This is a genomic window from Chitinophaga tropicalis (assembly GCF_009758205.1).
Classification (GTDB): Bacteria; Bacteroidota; Bacteroidia; order Chitinophagales; family Chitinophagaceae; genus Chitinophaga; species Chitinophaga tropicalis.
The window spans coordinates 169229-187476 of record NZ_WRXN01000004.1 but is presented as its reverse complement, the minus strand read 5'-3'; the positions used below and the strand labels follow the sequence as shown (position 1 = coordinate 187476).

Annotated in this window: 17 protein-coding genes and 1 tRNA gene; 14 read left to right on the top strand and 4 right to left on the bottom strand. The window is 42.3% G+C overall.

Features of this window, described 5'->3' with window-relative positions:
* Nucleotides 1–147 precede the first annotated feature (147 nt).
* The 3 genes from GO493_RS11225 (at nucleotide 148) to GO493_RS11215 (ending at nucleotide 2131) form a co-directional block, all read left to right on the top strand.
* Nucleotides 148–426: a hypothetical protein gene (locus GO493_RS11225; protein WP_157306254.1), complete on the top strand. Its 279-nt coding sequence runs from the start codon at nucleotides 148–150 to the stop codon at nucleotides 424–426.
* Nucleotides 426–1196 (top strand): queuosine precursor transporter, encoded by a 771-nt coding sequence (locus GO493_RS11220; protein ID WP_157306253.1) that lies wholly within the window; start codon nucleotides 426–428, stop codon nucleotides 1194–1196. The genes GO493_RS11225 and GO493_RS11220 overlap by 1 nt, the downstream gene beginning before the upstream one ends.
* A 128-nt stretch (nucleotides 1197–1324) precedes the next feature.
* Entirely contained in the window at nucleotides 1325–2131 is an 807-nt protein-coding gene (locus GO493_RS11215) for an acetolactate decarboxylase (RefSeq protein ID WP_157306252.1), read from the top strand.
* Nucleotides 2132–2137: 6 nt separating this feature from the next.
* Here the strand turns inward: GO493_RS11215 and GO493_RS11210 are convergent, their stop codons facing one another.
* The 4 genes from GO493_RS11210 to GO493_RS11195 form a co-directional block, all read right to left on the bottom strand.
* Nucleotides 2138–2581: an NUDIX domain-containing protein gene (locus GO493_RS11210; protein WP_157306251.1), complete on the bottom strand. Its 444-nt coding sequence runs from the start codon at nucleotides 2579–2581 to the stop codon at nucleotides 2138–2140.
* 3 nt (nucleotides 2582–2584) lie between these two features.
* Nucleotides 2585–3523, bottom strand: coding sequence for a magnesium transporter CorA family protein (locus GO493_RS11205; RefSeq protein WP_157306250.1), 939 nt, complete (start codon nucleotides 3521–3523; stop codon nucleotides 2585–2587).
* Between the two features lie 27 nt (nucleotides 3524–3550).
* Nucleotides 3551–4336 (bottom strand): diaminopimelate epimerase, encoded by a 786-nt coding sequence (gene dapF / locus GO493_RS11200; RefSeq protein ID WP_157306249.1) that lies wholly within the window; start codon nucleotides 4334–4336, stop codon nucleotides 3551–3553.
* Nucleotides 4337–4545: 209 nt separating this feature from the next.
* Nucleotides 4546–5421, bottom strand: a complete 876-nt coding sequence (locus GO493_RS11195; RefSeq protein WP_157306248.1) for a nucleoside phosphorylase — start codon at nucleotides 5419–5421, stop codon at nucleotides 4546–4548.
* A gap of 80 nt (nucleotides 5422–5501) precedes the next feature.
* On the opposite strand from GO493_RS11195, the gene GO493_RS11190 reads away from it, so the two are divergent.
* The 11 genes from GO493_RS11190 (at nucleotide 5502) to GO493_RS11140 (ending at nucleotide 17986) form a co-directional block, all read left to right on the top strand.
* Nucleotides 5502–5572: transfer RNA gene (locus GO493_RS11190), tRNA-Cys, on the top strand.
* Between the two features lie 500 nt (nucleotides 5573–6072).
* Nucleotides 6073–6888, top strand: coding sequence for an oxidoreductase (locus GO493_RS11185; protein WP_157306247.1), 816 nt, complete (start codon nucleotides 6073–6075; stop codon nucleotides 6886–6888).
* Between the two features lie 64 nt (nucleotides 6889–6952).
* A complete protein-coding gene (locus tag GO493_RS11180) occupies nucleotides 6953–7453 on the top strand; it encodes a hypothetical protein (RefSeq protein WP_157306246.1) in 501 nt (166 codons plus the stop codon).
* 24 nt (nucleotides 7454–7477) lie between these two features.
* Nucleotides 7478–8620, top strand: a complete 1143-nt coding sequence (locus GO493_RS11175; protein ID WP_157306245.1) for an L-dopachrome tautomerase-related protein — start codon at nucleotides 7478–7480, stop codon at nucleotides 8618–8620.
* Nucleotides 8621–8674: 54 nt separating this feature from the next.
* The gene (locus tag GO493_RS11170; RefSeq protein WP_157306244.1) at nucleotides 8675–9583 is read left to right on the top strand and encodes a helix-turn-helix domain-containing protein; all 909 of its coding nucleotides are present in this window, start codon (nucleotides 8675–8677) and stop codon (nucleotides 9581–9583) included.
* 207 nt (nucleotides 9584–9790) lie between these two features.
* A complete protein-coding gene (locus tag GO493_RS11165) occupies nucleotides 9791–10831 on the top strand; it encodes an efflux RND transporter periplasmic adaptor subunit (protein WP_157306243.1) in 1041 nt (346 codons plus the stop codon).
* Nucleotides 10832–10853: 22 nt separating this feature from the next.
* Nucleotides 10854–13985, top strand: coding sequence for an efflux RND transporter permease subunit (locus GO493_RS11160; RefSeq protein ID WP_198315685.1), 3132 nt, complete (start codon nucleotides 10854–10856; stop codon nucleotides 13983–13985).
* 18 nt (nucleotides 13986–14003) lie between these two features.
* Nucleotides 14004–15305: a TolC family protein gene (locus GO493_RS11155; protein WP_157306242.1), complete on the top strand. Its 1302-nt coding sequence runs from the start codon at nucleotides 14004–14006 to the stop codon at nucleotides 15303–15305.
* A gap of 94 nt (nucleotides 15306–15399) precedes the next feature.
* Nucleotides 15400–16305 (top strand): helix-turn-helix domain-containing protein, encoded by a 906-nt coding sequence (locus tag GO493_RS11150; protein WP_157306241.1) that lies wholly within the window; start codon nucleotides 15400–15402, stop codon nucleotides 16303–16305.
* 117 nt (nucleotides 16306–16422) lie between these two features.
* Nucleotides 16423–16869 (top strand): DUF2147 domain-containing protein, encoded by a 447-nt coding sequence (locus tag GO493_RS11145; RefSeq protein ID WP_198315684.1) that lies wholly within the window; start codon nucleotides 16423–16425, stop codon nucleotides 16867–16869.
* 49 nt (nucleotides 16870–16918) lie between these two features.
* A complete protein-coding gene (locus GO493_RS11140; protein ID WP_157306240.1) occupies nucleotides 16919–17986 on the top strand; it encodes an NAD-dependent epimerase/dehydratase family protein in 1068 nt (355 codons plus the stop codon).
* The last annotated feature ends 262 nt before the right edge of the window (nucleotides 17987–18248 follow it).

Here is an 18248-nt window from a genome sequence, read left to right as displayed (position 1 = left end):
CCGGCCGCAGGCCCACTCTCAAAAAAATTGCTTTTGCCGAAGGCGAAAGCAATTTTTTTGAGCAATTCTCTCGTTATGCATCAAAAAAAATAAACTAATGCATCACTTAAAGCCCAAAATAACTGTAATTTATCCGAAATTTCAATAATGGGTAGGCTACGATTCTTTCTAAAACTGGCATTTATCTGTAACATCTGTTTCTTACTGGCACAATTATCATACTACATTGATTTCAAAGGCCAGTTCAGCGGCCTGCTGGAACATGTGTTGCTGATGGGCCTGATAGTAGCTTTCCCACTGAATCTCATCACCTTACTGGTTGCGCTGTTCATGTTACTGAAGAAGAAGATATCCTGGAAAGAACTGCCGCCATATGTATTTATTGTAAATGTTATTATCTTACTCAGTCAATTTTTTCTTCTCTGATGATAAATAATGTACTAAAAGACAGGCCAACCAAGCTGTTTATCTTCTTCTGCAGCTTTTTTGTAGCCAATGCCCTGATAGCCGAATGCATAGGCGGAAAGATCTTCTCGCTGGAAAAACTACTCGGCATAACACCGCACAACTTCACCATACTGGGTCAGAGCGGCTTATCCTTCAACCTTACCTGTGGGGTATTACTATGGCCGTTAGAGTTCGTGATGACGGATATTGTGAATGAATATTACGGCCCTAAAGCGGTGAGGCGTATCTCTTACATCGCTGTGTCGCTGATCGCTTACGCATTCATCATGTTCTACATATCCATAGAAGTGCCTCCTGCCGATTTCTGGATAGGCACAGGAGCCAACAGGGGCTTACCTGACATGCAGAACGCCTATTCAGGTATCTTCGGCCAGGGCATGTGGATCATTGTAGCCAGTATTACAGCATTCCTTGTCAGCCAGATCGTTGACGTTACCGTGTTTCACCGTATCAAACGTGCAACGGGCGAGAAACACATCTGGCTGAGGGCAACCGGTTCTACGATCATCTCACAGCTGATAGATAGTTTCATAGTCCTGTTTATAGCCTTTAAAGTAGGAGCAGGCTGGAGCTGGCAGCTGGTGCTGGCGGTTTGTATCATGAACTATACTTACAAATTCATCGTTGCGATAGCCCTGACACCACTGATCTATTTTGTAGAAGGACGCATTGAAAAATACCTGGGCGCTGAAACCACTGCCCGCATGAAAGCAGCTGCAATGGCTTAATCTACCGGCCGGAGGCCGTTTTAAAAGAACTCAAAAAAATTGCTTTTGCCGAAGGCGAAAGCAATTTTTTTAAGCAATTTTTCCCACGCTGTAACGATCATTTACTTTAGACAACTAACAACAGCACTATGTATACCCGTAACATCATAGCAATAATCGCCTTGCTGATAACCATCCTGCCGGGCGCCACAAAAGCAGCCCCTCCAGATACGCTTCACAACCGCCTCTTCACCGTTGGTGTAGGCAGCGCCTTAATAGGCGGGCTTTACGACGGCTTTTACAATTACAGGTCCCTCAAAAAGCATGGGGATTTTGGCCTTGGCGCTCCTGATAAATTAGACGGAGAATTAGTTGTATTCCAGGGAAAAGCTTACCAAACCCAGCACACAGGGAAAACCTCTGTAGTGAACGACCTTCAGTTAACCTCTTTTGCGATGGTCAACTTTTTCCATCCTGATATTACTATCACATCCGGTAAGGAGATGGACAAAGCATCATTCTTCCGATTCCTGGACAGTATATTAACCAATGTGAATGGTATGTATGCTATTCATGTTCACGGGAAGTTCAAATACCTTAAAACAAGGGCTTTCCCACCTGTTAAGGAAGGTCAGCATACTCCCCTGGCAGACATGCTGAACCTGCAGCAATTCTTTGAATACAAGGAGAGTAGTGGTGATCTGATTGGATACCGCCTGCCGGCATTTATGGACAATACCAACATTTCAGGATATCATTTTCATTATCTCTCTGCACAAAAAAATGCCGGCGGACATATGATAGACCTGGCAACTGAAAATATCACTGTTGAAATAGATATACTGGACAGTTATACTGTACAGGTACCTGCTACTAAAGATTACGGGCAGTTTGACTTTAAAAAGAACAGGGCAGAAGATATAAAGAGTGTAGAGAGAGGTGGAAAGAAAGAGTAAAGCTGTTTAATAACGGGCTTTTACAAGATCAGCCACAACTTTATCTATGGGAAGGGTTACTGCTTCGGCAGAGAACTCTTCCCAGTTTATCCAGCGCGCGCCTTCCACTTCTGTTACTCCTTCAGGAATAATAAAGTTGAAGGGTCTGTCAAGCAGCTTAGCTGTAAAAGGGGAGAGGGGGTTTACAAGATAGTATATAGAAATGATCTGCGTTTTATTATCGAAGGCCGATATCTGAAAGAAATCTGTTGTATAGATATGTTCCACTACTTCCACCTGTTGGTTCAGTTCTTCCTGCCATTCACGGATCACGCATTCAATAGTGCCTTCCCCAAATTCCAGGCCTCCGCCGGGAAATTTGGTATAATATCCTCCACGGATATATTCATCACTTACGAGCACCTGTTTCTGCTCATTTATCATGATACCGTATACGCGAACGTTGAACATTGATCAGAACCATTTCTTTTTCATGAAATACCAGCTCATTATCACGGAGATAACGATGGACAATATCACGGGTATGTAGAACGCATGCGGGGAGTGGGCAAAGGGTATCTCCACGTTCATGCCATAGATACTGGCAACAAGTACCGGGAAAGTGAGCACGATGGTGATAGATGTCAGGCGTTTCATCACCAGGTTCAGGTTGTTGGAGATGATGCTGGCAAAGGCATCCATGGTGCCACTGAGGATGTTGGTGTAGACATTGGCCATTTCAAGGGCCTGTGAAGTGTCTACTATCAGGTCATGCAGGAACTCTTTCTCATCTTCGTTGAGCCCCAGGAAATTAGTACGTTCTATTTTCATGAGCAGCAGTTCGTTACTGCGAAGGGCAGTCACGAAATACACCAGGCTTTTCTGGATACGCATGAGGTAGAGCAGTTCTTCATTCCGGTTGCTGTCATACAGTTTCTGTTCAAGGATATTCCTGCGCTGGTTGATCTCTTTCAGGTAATTCAGGAAGTTCATGGTTACCTTTTCGAAGATCTTAAGTACCATCATAGCCCTTTTCTCCGGGTGACGGTTATGGAAAGTATCCAGGAAGCGGTTGATGGCCGCGTTATCGAAAGAGTTGACTGTCAGTATCTGGTTGTGGGTAAGGATGATTACGACAGGAATGGTAATGTAATAGGCATCGCTTTCATTGATGGAATTGTTTTCCGTCGGGGTCTTGATAACGATGAGCTTTACATTGTCTTCCAGTTCGTAGCGGGATTTCTCGTCAATATCCAGGGAGTCTGTCAGGAAGTCCAGGGGAATATCCAGTTCTTCTGACAGAAGCTCAAACTCTTCCTGTTTAAGAGGAGGGGTAATATTTACCCAGACGCCGTTTTCAGGTGTGCTTACTTCTACGGTCCGAGCGTCTATATTTTTGAAATATCGAATCATCCGGCCGCAAAGGTAGAATAATTAAAGTTATGGCAATGTGATATTTCCTTCAAAAACAAGGGTTGCTGGTCCGCAGAGCCAGATATTCTTATAGGAGCGTTCGCCTGTTTTAGTGAAACGTACTTCCAGGGCGCCCCCCAGTGTCTGTACAGGTACTACATATTCTTTCTCTTCGGAGCCCGCGCTCATCAGTGCAGCGGCGGTAACGCCGGTACCGCAGGAGTAGGTTTCGTCTTCCACGCCTCTTTCATAGGTACGGACGAAGATGCCTTCTGTGGTAGGCTGTACAAAGTTAACGTTGGTACCTTCTTTGGCGAAGCGGTCATTATAGCGGATCTGTCTTCCTTCGTTGAAGACGTCCATGGATTGTACATTGTCCACAAACTTAACAAAGTGTGGGGAGCCGGTATTGAGGTAATAGTAGAGGGAGCCCATTTCTACACCATCTACGTCCTGCATTTTAAGGTTCACCCAGTCGTCTCCTTTCAGGGTAGCTTCGTGGGGGCCATCTATAGCTATGAAGTTAAGTTTCTCCTGGTTGAGCCCCATTTTTCGGGCAAAGGCTACAAGGCAGCGGCCGCCGTTACCGCACATACTGCTTTCACGTCCGTCCGCGTTATAGTATTTCATGGCAAAGTCATAGCCTTCGCGTTTATTCAGCAGCATTAATCCGTCTGCTCCTATGCCAAAGCGGCGGTCGCAGAGGCGATTTACCTGTTGTTCCGTAAGCTGATCGTATTCGCCGTTCCGGTTGTCCATGATAACAAAGTCATTCCCGGTACCCTGGTATTTGTAAAAATGAAATGCTGACATAATGTACAAAAGTAAGTATTAATTGGAATTTTCAGCTGTTCGCTGATTATCCTCTATCTCCCAGGAAAAGCCGGCCGCAGGTCCCTCAAAGAAAGCACTCTTCCTCCGGGAGGTATCATTTTCTTTCTGAAAAAAACTCCCCTCAAAAGAAACGCTTTTGCCTTCGGCAAAAGCGTTTCTTTTGAGCAATTCTCCTTCAATATCGTTAATTACAGCTTCTCAATTATAGCAAGGGACTGCCTTATCATGCTATCCACTGCCTTCCCACTATCTTTCGAAAACTCCTGCCGTATACGATTAGCCACTATTGTACTGATAGACAAGCCATCATGTCCCAGCACACGGCTCAACCCATAAATACCCGCAGTTTCCATTTCAAAATTGGATATATAATCACTGCCTTCACGGAAAGCAGTCAGCTGATCTATCAAAGCCGGGTGGGAGAGTGGTCCTCTCAAAGCACGCCCCTGCGGAGCATAAAACCCCGGGCAGGTAACGGTAATACCTTTATGAAAGCCTGTAGTGAATTTAGCGGACAGGCTTTCTCCTGCTGCTATAAGATAAGGGCTGGCGCTGCCGTTCTTCAGCTGTACCTGTTTATGAAAAGCCTGCAGGAGATCTTTCTCCTGTGTGGTATTTTCAAATTCATACCAGGGAAGCAGGTTATCCAGTCCCAGGCCATGGGAAGATACTACAAAACTATCTACTCCTACTTCCGCCTGTAACGCGCCGGAAGTCCCAAGACGGATGATCTTCAGCCGGGTGAGGGAATCTTTCACGGTACGGGTGTTAAAATCGATATTTACGAGGGCATCCAGTTCATTAAGCACTATATCTATGTTATCTGTCCCTATCCCTGTAGAAACGACGGTAAGCCTTTTCTGACCAATATAACCGGTATGGGTTACAAATTCCCGGTGCTGATGACTGCTTTCCAGCTTGTCAAAATGTTTGCTGACTTCACCAACACGGTCAGGGTCGCCTACGGTAATTACAGTATCAGCAAGCTCTTCAGGCCTAACATCCAGGTGGTAAACCGCTCCGCGGCTATTTAATATCAGTTCAGATTCTGCTATTCGTTTCATGATTATTTCAAATTATATTTGGCAAATATCTAAAATTTACTACTTTTGCAATCCCACAAAATTGGTGGGAAACAAAAAACGGTTCCGTGGCCGAGTGGCTAGGCAGAGGTCTGCAAAACCTTTTACAGCGGTTCGAATCCGCTCGGGACCTCAAAGTAAGGATTACAGCAATGTAATCCTTATTTGTTTTTACCCCATTTTACTTCTAAGTGATTGATTTTCACAATTCTGCAACGTTGACTTCGCCAGACCCTGATTTACCTTCTTACCTGGGGTTGAAATAAAAGTCACTTGTTGATTGCAGTTAGTTTAGTCCTGGTGATAATTATCATCGAATCCTACTCGCTCGCTAACAACTTTACTCGCAATAAGAGAGATAGAATAATGTAAACAAGAAGTTAGTAGTTCTTCTTTTATAACACTGCTTTGAAACTTTATTTCTTTGTCACGAAAAAGGCACAAAGATGACTATTCTTCCCGATGGTTTTTATATCTCCATTCTATAGACGTCATTTAATGCCCCTCCGATAACTGCACCAACTGCTTTTTGGATAAAAAAGTGAATAAGTATACAACTATCCCGAATTCGTTTTAACAACTGTCGCAAGATCTAACCGACATTTGTATCAAACATTATAATACCCAATATAAATGAAAAAAGTAATACTAATTACAGGCGCCAGTTCAGGAATGGGTAAAGAATCTGCAAAGAAGCTCATTCTGGAAGGGCATACCGTATATACTGTTTCACGCAGAATTGACCAAATGCAGGATTTGAAGGAGATGGGCGGTTTCCCAATGCAAATGGATGTAACCGACGAGGCTGACATTCAGGATGTACTGGATATAATTATCAAAAAGGAAGGTAAAATTGATGTGCTTTGGAATAACGCCGGATTTGGCTTATACGGTTCTATAGAGGATGTTCCTTTAGATGCAGCCAGGAACCAGTTTGAAGTGAATGTTTTCGGCATGGCATCTTTAATTCAAAAAGTGGTTCCCTATATGCGAAGTGCAAATTCAGGAACTATTATAAATACCTCTTCAATGGGTGGCAAATTGTATACTACTATGGGAGCGTGGTATCATGCTTCAAAGCATGCCGTTGAAGGATTAAGCGATTGTCTGCGGCTGGAACTGAAGCAGTTCAATATCAATGTAGTCATCCTGGAGCCGGGAATTATCGCAACTGAATTTGCAGATGTAATGTTGAATAATATTACGAGGTATTCCGGTAAGGGGGCCTATGCCAAACTGACTAATAGCCTGGTGAAGTCTACGCAAAAAATGGCTGCAAGCGGCGGCGGATCAAAACCTGCAGTAATTGCGAATACCATATCAAAAATTATTGCTGGTAAAAAGCCTAAAACAAGGTACAGAGTAGGGGCCTGGGCAAAACCAATGGTCTGGATGAGACTCTATTTAGGTGACAGAATGTTTGACAGGATCATTATGAGCCAAACCTGATACCTGAATAAAGCGTTTCCTGGTATCAATAAGAGGATCAACCCAGTAATTTAAAAATTTAAACATGAACTTTTTCAATCATACAACAGCATGGCTTAAAGGTGAACTATTTGAAGCCTACTTTATTGCCAGTTTCGGTGTATTGACCATTTTAGGGGGAATTCTATTCTGGAAGTCAGGATCTACCCCAAACTCTAAAGCGTTGTTACTCCCTCTTGTGTTTACAGGGCTGATCTATGCTGCGATAGGAATTTCTATGATTATTTCTAATCAGAAACGATTAACCATTTACAAACAGAATTATCAACGGGATGAAACTACATTCATTCAATCTGAGAAAAAGCGGGTAGAAGCTTTTCAATATGGATATACTATTTCGAAAGTTGTAGCCTCAGTATGTTTCCCTCTGACACTGTTGCTTTTCTGGTTGTCGAAGAACCCTAATTTACAGGGTTTGGGAATAGGACTTGCTTTGTTTGCCTTATCAGGCTTAGTAGTTGATTATTTCTCGCAGGAAAGGGCTGATATTTATTACCAGAAAATATTGGAGGAATTAAATCAGTAACAGATTACTCTATAAATTGAACTTATGAAGAAAGTATATCGTTACTTGTTCAGAGCAATCGCTTTATTGCTGATTCTTGTTGTAATAGGATTGGTGGTTATTAAAATTGGATATGGCGGTGGGAGGAATTACCCGGATGTAGGCTCTTATAATGCGGAGGGTATGAAAAAGCCCGAAAAACTGATAAAACTGGATTACCCGCCCGGTAATATTGCAGTAGCAAAAAATGGTCATGTATACTTCAACTACCATCCATTAATACGGCCAAACAGGTTTTCTGCTGCTACCGTTTTTGAATGGGCCGATGGTAAAGTGAATCCATTTCCATCAATGGAAATACAAAAGGAATTTCAAGGCAGTTTTGGTATGACGGTTGATAATCAGAACCGGCTTTGGCTGATCGAGCCAGCAACTTTCGATTTTAAGCATACAAGAATATGGGCATTTGATCTGGCTACCAGGAAGAAAGTCCATTTCTATGAGTTCCCTGAAGGCGTGGCGCAGTATGCAGAAGAAATAAGAGTTACAGGCGATGGGAAATATGTTCTTCTGCCAAATCCTGGTATCTTCCGCTTTACTTCTTCAAAACTTCTTGTTTATTCAGTAGAGAACCATAATGTAAGGGTTGCCATAGATGGAGACGCAAGTGTGCAGCCGGAGAATTGGTTGATGCGAACCACTGATGGTAAACCATATCGTCTGATCTGGGGCTTACTAAATTTTGCTGTAGGGATTGATGGAATTGAGATCAGTGAAGACCAGAACTGGGTGTATCTAGCTTCAATGACACATTCACGACTTTATCGTGTTCCACTTTCTGCTGTATTAAATAGCGATCTTACTGCTTCAGACGTTGCAAACCAAATCGAGGACCTGGGGCGAAAGCCAATGAGTGATGGTATAACTGTAGACAAATCCGGTAATGTTATCATAACAGATGTTGAGCATGGGGGATTGATGGCTTTCGATATGAAAAGTAGAACCGCATCTACCCTCTTTCGCTCGAAAGATATACTATGGGCGGATGGTGTAGCCACAGGCCCGGATAGCTCCCTTTATTTGACTGATAGTGCAATTCCTGCTTATGTTGGAGAGTTTGCAGCTCCTCCTGACAGATCAGTTCTTTTAAAACATAGACCGTATTTTATTTACCGCCTTAAGCATTAATTTGGACAGAATTTCATAACGTTAAGTGGTGGAAATAATAAATAAAATGTGAATATGAAACCAATTATCAATCTACATAGCATATCTGAGATTAATAAATTTGTCAAACAAGGTGGTGTTAAACATCCTTTGGTTGCTGTCATCGATTTTAGTAAAGTGGACGAGTCCCTTCCGGACGAGACAAGAATTTGTTGTGATTTTTATTGTATAATGTTTAAAAACTATTGTGCGAACAAATTGCGTTATGGTAGGCAAACGTACGATTTTCAGGAAGGCAGTCTTGTTTGTATCGCTCCTAAACAGGTGATGACAATGGATAATGAAGTGGAAAAAAGAGATGACATGATAGGCTGGGGATTGTTTTTCCATCCTGATTTAATCAGGGGTACTTCTTTAGGCGCCAAAATGAAGGAGTACACATTTTTTTCCTACGAAACTTCAGAAGCGTTGCATTTATCCGAAAAGGAGAAGGAGGTATTACATGATTGTGTGTTGAAAATACAAAGTGAGCTGGAAGAGAATATAGATAATCATAGCCAGACATTAATAGTCTCGAACGTTGAATTACTGTTAAACTATTGTTCCCGTTATTATGGCCGGCAGTTTATAACGAGGAAGAATACTAATAAAGATACTCTCTCTCAAATTGACCAGCTTATACAACAATATTTGCAATCAGAGACTTTAAAAGAAAGAGGACTACCTACGGTAAAGTACTTAGCCGAAAAAGTACACCTGTCTCCAGGTTATCTGAGTGATTTGCTAAAGAAGGAAACAGGAATGAATGCGCAGGACAGGATACACTATCACCTGATAGAGGACGCAAAGACCTTACTGCTTAGTACAACCAGGTCAATTAGAGAGCTGTCATTATCACTTGGTTTTGAATACCCTCAATACTTTTCGCGTTTGTTCAAGTCCAAAACAGGAATGACACCTGTAGAATACAGGAACGCCAACTAAGAAGCTTTATTCAGGCAGACCGTATATAATTAGAATAGTAAAAGTAGATTGGGAATAACCTGATCTGCTTTTTTTATTTTCTCAGTTTTCCCAAAGGCATATTTAATGCTTTCATCAGTTCCGGGAAAAGTGTTTATCAATTCTTGTTTTATGTTATTCCAGCCAGGTTACCCTATCTAATTTTGTAAGCAAATAAAACAGACTTAAATGATAACGAAGCCTATCGGGATGCTGTCTGCAGCACTAATGATTCTGGTTTTTCCCGGTTGTGGTAATGGGAATAAGGAACTAACGTTGAATGAAGAATCTGTAAAGGTTGGCACTATGAGGCTCAGGACAAGGAACTCCTCTGAAGTATTGTCTTATAGCGGGAGTATTGTTGCTGACAACAATGTAGGGCTCAATTTTCCGGTGTCCGGACAGGTAGCTGCGGTTTATGTACAGGAAGGACAACACGTTGTTGCTGGTCAGATGCTGGCTGAAATTGAGCCAACAGAATACCGCAATAACCTGATGTTGAGTGAGGCAAGCTTTGAGCAGGCAAAAGACAATTTTAACCGGTTAGAACTGCTTCATAAAAGTGCAAGTCTTCCGGAGCGGGATTATATAACAGCAAAAGTGGCACAGGCTCAGGCGGAGATCAACAGGAACCTGGCTTTAAAGCATCTGAACGACACGAGGTTATTCGCTCCCTTCTCTGGTATTATTTCTTCAAAACAAATAGATAAAGGTGCTACAGCCGGCCCTGGAATAACTGCTTTCTCCATTATTAAAACTGATCAGGTATACGCGGAAGCCTCTGTGCCGGAGGGCGATATTTCGAAAATTGGCACAGGTGATAGTGTGGAAGTGAAAATACCAGCACTGGGTCGAAGTGTCAGCGGCAAAATAGCCGTCATTAATCCGCAAGCGGATAATGCCAGCAAAACATTTGTTGTGAAAGTGCGGCTGGCAAATGCTGATGGAAAAATGCTTCCGGGTATGATCAGTACTATTGATATGGTAACTACCGGGATGGTGCAAATCCTTTCTGTTCCAATCCAATCCATCATACGGGATGCAAATGATATCCCTTATGTATATGTCGTTGATACTGCAAATCATGCAATCCGTAAAAGAGTTAGGACGGGAGGATTATTATCAAACGAAGTTATATTGATCGATGGTGTAAGGGAAAATGATAATGTGGTCATAGAAGGGCAGAACAAATTGCGCGACGGTCAGTTGGTTACTCCAATAATTCCCTAATGAATTAAACTATCTGATATTAATGGAAAGGAGAAGAATAAATATTGTAGAAGCATCGATGAAGTATCACCAGATCACATTGGTCATTACGGTAATACTGGTTATTGTTGGAGTGATAGCCCTGTTAACCATGCCGCGAAGCGAAGATCCCCGGATCACCATCAGGCAGGGCCTGGTGTATGCACAATATCCTGGTGCTGACGAGTTACAGGTAGAAAAGGAGGTCACAGATAAAATAGAGCAATACCTGTTTAGTTACGAAGAGATCAGGAAAGAGAAGACGCATTCAGAGACCAGGAATGGGCAGGTAGTTATTACAGCGGAATTAAATGAGGATGTAAAGGACCCGAAAAAATTCTGGAGCACTCTCCAGCATGGTTTAAATACTGCACTTAGGCCTACCTTGCCGCAAGGGGTCTTAGGCCCGGTGGTTAATAGTGATTTCGGAGATGTGATCGCGCAGATGATCACAGTAAGTGCACCAGGAAGAAGCTATGCGGAACTGGAGAATTATATTGATAAGCTGGAAGATGGTATTAAAACACTTCCTGCTGTTTCAAAGATTAATCGTTATGGAGGGCAGCGTCAGCAGATCTATATCACAGTTGATGACGAAAGAATGCGTCAGTACGGATTTGATTTTTCTACGATAGCCAATGTACTGCAGGTGCAGAATGTTACCAATCCTACTGGAAGTATTACACTGGCAGCCAATAATGTTCCCATTTTCGCGGATAGCCGGTTTAAAGATGAGAATGCTATCGCCGGACAGATCGTTTACAGTACTCCTGATGGTAGGGTAGTAAGATTGAAAGATGTAGCCAGGATAGAACGTCGTTATGAAGAACTGAGCAGCTATATAAAGGTGGGGAAATCGAATGTTATGATGCTCACAGTGCAAATGCAGCCGGGAAGAAATATTGTGGAACTCGGCAAAGAACTTGATCATAAGATTGAAGAAGTGAAGAAGAGCCTTCCAGCTGATGTTGTTGTTGACGTAATTGTTGATCAGCCGGAAGTGGTTAGGGAACGTGTCAGTCACTTTATGTTCGAGTTTGCCATAGCTATTGCATCCGTCATTATAGTAGTAATGCTGCTGCTGCCGCTCAGGGTCGCATCTATATCAGCTATTGCTGCGCCGGTATCTATCGCTGTTACCTTTGCAGTGCTCAATATTATTGGTATAGAAATTCACCAGGTGACGCTGGCGGCTATGATCATTGTATTAGGAATGGTAGTAGATGATGCTATTGTGATCGTGGACAATTACATTGAGAAGCTGGATGAGGGAATCCCTAACTGGACTGCAGCATGGCAGGCCGCTACACAACTAATGGTACCTGTGTTTACTGCTACCGCCGCTATCATCTTTGCCTTTCTGCCCCTGGCATTTGTTCTTACCGGACTTACCAAAGAATTTATCCAGGCTTTGCCAGTAGCTGTTTCCGTGGCACTATTTGCGTCATTTCTTGTAGCAGTATTGTTGACTCCCTACCTCTGTTATCTCTTCCTGAAAAAGGGACTAAAGCATAAAGCGAATGACAGGCCGCTCCGCAGAAATATGCTTGATCGTTTGCAGGATTGGTATAACTATGCTGTTGAATTCTGTTTCAGATGGCCAAAGACGACTCTTGCTACAGGTGTATTTGCCGTATTCCTGGGAGGGTTTCTGGGAACAAAGGTGGACCAGGAATTATTTCCTATGGCAGAACGTAGCCAGTTTAACATCGAGTTATGGATGGAAAATGGCACTGATATCAGGGAGACAGAAAGAGCCGTTCGTAAAGTAGAAGCAGCCATCCAGACCGACAAACGGATTGTAAAGGTGGCAAGTTTTATTGGCACGAGTTCGCCAAGATTTCATACTAATTATGCACCTGAGACGCCGCGGGAAAATTACGCCCAGATTTTTATCAATACGATCAGTAATGAGGCAACAGAAGAAATGGTACAGGAATACCTGGTTAAGTTCCATGACTTTCTTCCCAATGGATATGTCCGCATACGCCAGTTGTCCCTTAAACAGACTCCTGCGCCTGTTGAAGTACGGATTACGGGAGATAATCTGAAAGATCAGAAACATGTTGCCCGGCAGGTAGAAAATATACTATTTCATACCAAAGGAACTAACTGGATCAGGACAGATTACCAGGATGATTACTTCGGTGTCAGAGCCGTAGTCAAAGAAGATGAAGCGGCCCGTCTTGGGATCAGCAATACTGCTATTACTCAGGCACTTGGCACTGAAGTTAAAGGTAATCCTGTTTCAACTTTATGGGAAGGGAACAGACCGATTGATATCCTGCTACGTCTGGACACGAATAACCGCAGGAACTTTGGAGATCTGCAGAATATTTGCCTGACAAGCAGGTTCAATACAAAAGTGCCTTTAAAGCAGGTAGCGGAGATGAAGCCTTCGTGGCATACCGGCGTGATTGCTCACCGGAATGGTTTACGCACTCTGACAGTTCTCTCGGAAGCGCAGCTGGGTACTAAAGCATCGGTTATCATGGCTCATATTAAACCTGAAATAGCCCGCTTGAAATTACCTGAGGGAATGTCCATTTCATATGGGGGAGAAGAAGAGTCTGCAGGGGAGAGCTCTCCCAATATGGCTAAATCGCTCATGATCAGCCTGGTGCTTATATTTCTGACACTACTTTTCCAATTTAAAAATATCGGTAAAGTATTGATTGTATTGTCCACATTCCCGCTCAGTATCCTGGGAGCTATACTGGGACTTATGATCACAGGTAACCCTTTTGGATTTACCGCTTTTATGGGTATCATCAGCCTTATGGGAATTGTAGTGCGCAATGGTATTATCCTGGTAGATTATGCAGATGAGCTGATCCGGGACCATGGATATACGGTCAAAGCAGCAGCGCTGGCTTCTGCGAAAAGAAGAATGCGTCCCATCTTTCTCACTTCATCTGCAGCTGCAATAGGCGTTGTTCCAATGATAGTGGGAAAGTCGCCTCTTTGGGCGCCATTGGGCAGTGTTTTGGCTGTAGGCTTACTTGTATCTATGGTAATGACCTTATTTGTTGTTCCGGTTCTTTATTACCGGTTCATTAAACCTGTTCCAATTAAACAGGAGGCAGAGCAACCGGACTACCAGGACGATATTCAGTATAAGCCTTCTCAAGGATAATATTAAACAGAGATACTAATGAAATTCAGAATAAAACGGGCAATGCGGTTGTGGCTTTTGTTGACAGTTGCCGGAATAACGGGCCTGAAAAGTGTGAAATCACAAAGAATACTGACGCTCGATGAGTGCCTGAAAATTGCAAAAGAAAATAATAATAACATAAAAGCGGCTCAGGAGAATGTCAATGCTGCCAGGGAAGTAAAAAAGCAAAGAGACGATAGTGGTAAGCCAACACTTGATGGTTCTGTCATGGCATTCTATTTTGGCCGGCCTGTTAATACACTTCTTCCGGAATATGGAGTTAGTCCTGGTTTAAGGATTTCACAACCAGTTTATTCCGGTGGCAGAACAAAACTTTCAAGGGTTGCCGCTGCAAAAGGTCTGGAAATACAGGAGGGGAGGAAGCAGCTGGCAACCAGTGAAGTTTTGTTCAATACAGAGAGGGCTTATTGGCAGGTGATTTCCGCACGTGAGCAGATTAAATTAGCAGAGCAGAACAAAAAGCAGCTGGATGTTTTGTATAATGATTTGAACAACCAGTATGTAGCGGGAATTATTTATAAAAATGATGTGCTTAGAGCCAATGTACAGTTAACTGAAAATGAGCTTGAGTTAAAACGTGCAGAGGATGCTTTAACCATTGCTCAGGAGAGCCTCCTCCAGATCATTGGCCTGGAGGATACCACCAGGGTTGTAATAGTGGACACTTTGCTGGAGCAGTTTGAAGTTCCGGTAATTGCGGAGAATATGCGACAGCTGATTTCTGACAACGCGGAACTTGGTATACTAAAGAATTCTATTGAAGCAGAAAAGGTTCAGCAGCAACTGATGAAGGCAGATTCCAGACCGGCAGTGAGCCTGGGAGTAAATGGAATTATGTCTGCAGGAAAAGTAGGGATCAATCCTGCTAATAACAGTAATGTTCTTACGACTTATTTCGGTATGCTTAACGTGAGCATTCCAATTTTTGATTGGGGGGTGAGGAAACGACGGATACAGGAGCAACAGTTTCGGATTAATGCACAATCCTTCCAGTTAAAGGAACGAATGGGCGAAATTACTACAGAAGCCCGGCAGGCTTACCTGGAACTTAACCAGGATCAAAAGAGGATAGAGCTTTCAGGTGTTTCCCTGCAACAGGCGGAAGAGAATCTCAGGTTAAGTAAAGACCGGTTAAAAGCCGGGACTATTACAGGACGGGATGTGCTGGAAGCGCAAACAATATGGCAGCGGGCTTATAGTAATATGATAAATGCAAAAATTGATCGCAGAATTGCGGAGGCTAACCTCAGGCGGATTCTGGCTAAAGGCCAGCCATAGATGCCGGAAAGAGTGTTAGTTTATCCATGATTTATGTTAGATGGATTATAGGACTATAAGTATTTTTGTGTTGTAATCATAAAGATAAAAAGTGATGGAGGATATTATAAGAATAAAGTCAATCTCTCAATTACATGAGATGATGGGTTTTACAAAACCTACACATCCATTGATATCTATTTTAGATACATCTAAATGGGAAATAGGAAAAGAATGGGTGGGTGTTAAAGCTACTTCTGATTTATATACTATTGGGCTGAAAGATAAGAGTTGCGGCCTGGAATATGGCAGGAACAGTTATGATTTTGGTGAAGGGGTTATGATTTTTACCGCACCAAATCAGGTAGTTAGGACACGCAAGGCGCAAATGATCGGGGAGATCAGTGGTTGGATGCTTTTCTTCCATCCGGACCTGATACGGAATACACCACTGGGAAAAAATATTGAGAACTATCATTTTTTTTCTTATGATGTGCATGAAGCGCTTCATCTGTCAGATGCAGAGCAAAGAACTGTTACCGAATGTATAGAATTTATTCAATCAGAGATCAATCAGAGGATCGATAATCATAGCCAAAGAGTGATCGTATCTTCACTAGAGCTTATTCTCAACTACTGTATACGATTTTACGAACGTCAGTTTAATACAAGAAGTGCAGAAAATAAAGACGTTATATCTCAATTCGAGTTTTTGTTGAAAGATTATTATGCTTCCGGTAAATTCGCTGAGGCAGGTATTCCAACTATTGAATACTTTGCCGGGTTAATACACCTTTCACAAAGTTACCTGAGTGATCTGCTTAGGAAAGAAACAGGCTACACGGCAAAGGACCATCTCAATAATTTCATTGTAGAAAGAGCTAAGACCATGTTACTGGGAGAGACTGATTCTGTCAGCGAAATTGCTTACAAGCTTGGATTTAATTATCCTCACTATTTCAGCCGGTTGTTTAAGTCAAAAACAGGGCTCTCTCCTCAGGAATATCGGAGAGTAAACTAAGTCATTCAGGAAAATAAATAATCTATCAATTTGGCTAACCTTTTCGCTACTTATGAAGCGGAACAGGAACCTGCATGTATTGCTTTTTTATCAGTTAGTTAATTAAAAAAAATAAATATGAAAGCGTTAAAATTCACATTTATCCTGGTGTTAATGGCAATTGCCAGTCTCAGGGCTCAGACGAATCAAAATTCAATTTTAGGCGCCTGGGAATCCGATGAAAAGGATGTCAGGATGGAATTCTTTAAAGATGGAAATGAATACAAAGGAAAGTTATTGTGGGGAAATCAGATAGTAGAAGCAGATGGCAAAACTTCAAAGAAGGATGTGAAGAATCCTGATAAAAATCTTCGTGCGAGAAATATTATAGGTATAGTAAGTCTGAACGGACTGAAATGGGATGATGGTGAATACACCGACGGAAAAATTTATGATCCACCTAGTGGAAAGACTTATAACTGCAAAGCATGGATAGAAAAGGATAAGCTTCATCTACGGGGATACCTTGGATTCTCAATGCTTGGAAAAACAGTAGTGTGGCATCGTTATGCAACAGCCAATTGACCGCTGTAAGATAACACAATTTTTCAGTGACAATTAACAAGTAAGAAAGATGACAAAAATCAATAAGACTAAACCGGTTCTTGTAACCGGTGCCAATGGATATGTTGCCAGCTGGCTGGTGAAACGATTACTGGAGGAGGGTTTAACAGTTCATGCTGCAGTACGTGATCCTCAGAATGAAAAGAAAAATGCGCATTTGAAAGGTATAGCCTTGCGGACAACTGGTACTATTAAATTCTTTAAAGCTGATTTATTAAAAAAGGGATCTTACGATGAGGCAATGAAGGAGTGTGAGTTGGTTTATCATACAGCATCTCCTTTTATTGCGAGTGTGAAAGATCCTCAACTGGAATTGATTGATCCGGCTGTGAAAGGAACCGAGAATGTTTTGCTCTCTGCATCCCGGATTTCTTCAGTGAAAAGGGTTGTGCTTACAAGCAGCTGCGCAGCCATTTACACAGATGCCATTGATACCGTAAATGCGCCCAACGGAATTTTGACAGAGGAGATATGGAATACCACTTCCTCACTTGATTATCAACCATATTCCTATTCTAAAACTCTGGCAGAGAAGAAGGCATGGGAAATCGCAGACAGGCAATCTCATTTTGATCTTGTTACGATTAATCCCAGCCTGATACTTGGACCACCTCTGAACCCTGGTGATACTACCTCTGAAAGTTTCAATATTTTAAAGCAAATGGGGGATGGTACAATGAAAATGGGTGCACCTAAAGTTGGGATGGGGCTTGTTGATGTGAGAGATGTGGCAGAAACTCATTTCAAAGCAGGCTTTTTACCTGAAGCAAAGGGTCGTTATATTACTTCTGCTCATAACACAAATTTACTGGAAATAGGTCAATCTCTCTTACCGAAATACGGAGATAGATTCCCACTTCCCAGAAGGGCTGTTCCAAAATGGTTGCTGATGCTCGTTGGGCCCATGGCCAATAAGTTGGTTACCCGGCGGTTTATCCGGAACAATGTGGATATTCTCTGGCAAGCGGATAATTCCAAAGTGCAGAGGGAACTGGGTATTACATTCCGACCAATGAAAGAAACAATGGAAGATGCCTTTCAGGTGCTCGTTGACAAAAAAATTCTAACCGCCAAATAATGGTTGAAGGTTAGCCTGGAAGCAGGCACATCGATAGTAAAATCAATAAACACAATAGAAGGCAATGGATTTTTCTATTGCCAGTTAACAGTTGTAGGTTTAGGTTAACACCGGTATATTCTTGTACCGGTGTTTCTTATGTGTCTGAGCCAACGTTTTCAGTAGTATTTTTCATCCTTGACTGCTCAGAGCTCCGCTTGGCTATTTTATCTCTTATCTTGGAATAACACAGCAAACTCTTAGTGTAATAAGAGGAAGAAGA